Origin of the sequence: Pseudoalteromonas sp. CR1, assembly GCF_019392235.1 — a bacterium.
In the GTDB taxonomy this organism is placed as follows: domain Bacteria; phylum Pseudomonadota; class Gammaproteobacteria; order Enterobacterales; family Alteromonadaceae; genus Pseudoalteromonas.
Genome location: NZ_JAHXRM010000234.1, coordinates 1 through 273 on the forward strand (window position 1 = coordinate 1; position 273 = coordinate 273).

Consider the following 273-nt stretch of genomic DNA (forward strand, 5'->3'; position numbering starts at 1 on the left):
GCCAGCCCAACCCCCGGGGTCTTGCCGCTGCGTATTTCACGCACCACCACCGAGCCGCCGCCTATGGCCACGTTGGATGAGATCAAACCGGACGACACCACCGTCGCATCGCAGGTACTGCGATCACCACTGCGCACAGCGGGCTGACCATTGATCGTGACCTTTTCCGAGCCTTCGGCAAGAAACTGCGGCGGCATTGGCGGGTGCTTCATGCACACGACCAGGTCCAGCGGCTTCGGCACGGCACCCGGCGCAGGTGTGGCGACGGTAGGG

1 protein-coding gene is annotated in these 273 nt (G+C 65.2%); it reads right to left on the reverse strand.

What is annotated here, in order from left to right; genetic code table 11:
- On the reverse strand, window positions 1–273 hold a 273-nt coding region (locus KZZ04_RS19250), incomplete at both ends, for a PAAR domain-containing protein (protein WP_219423873.1).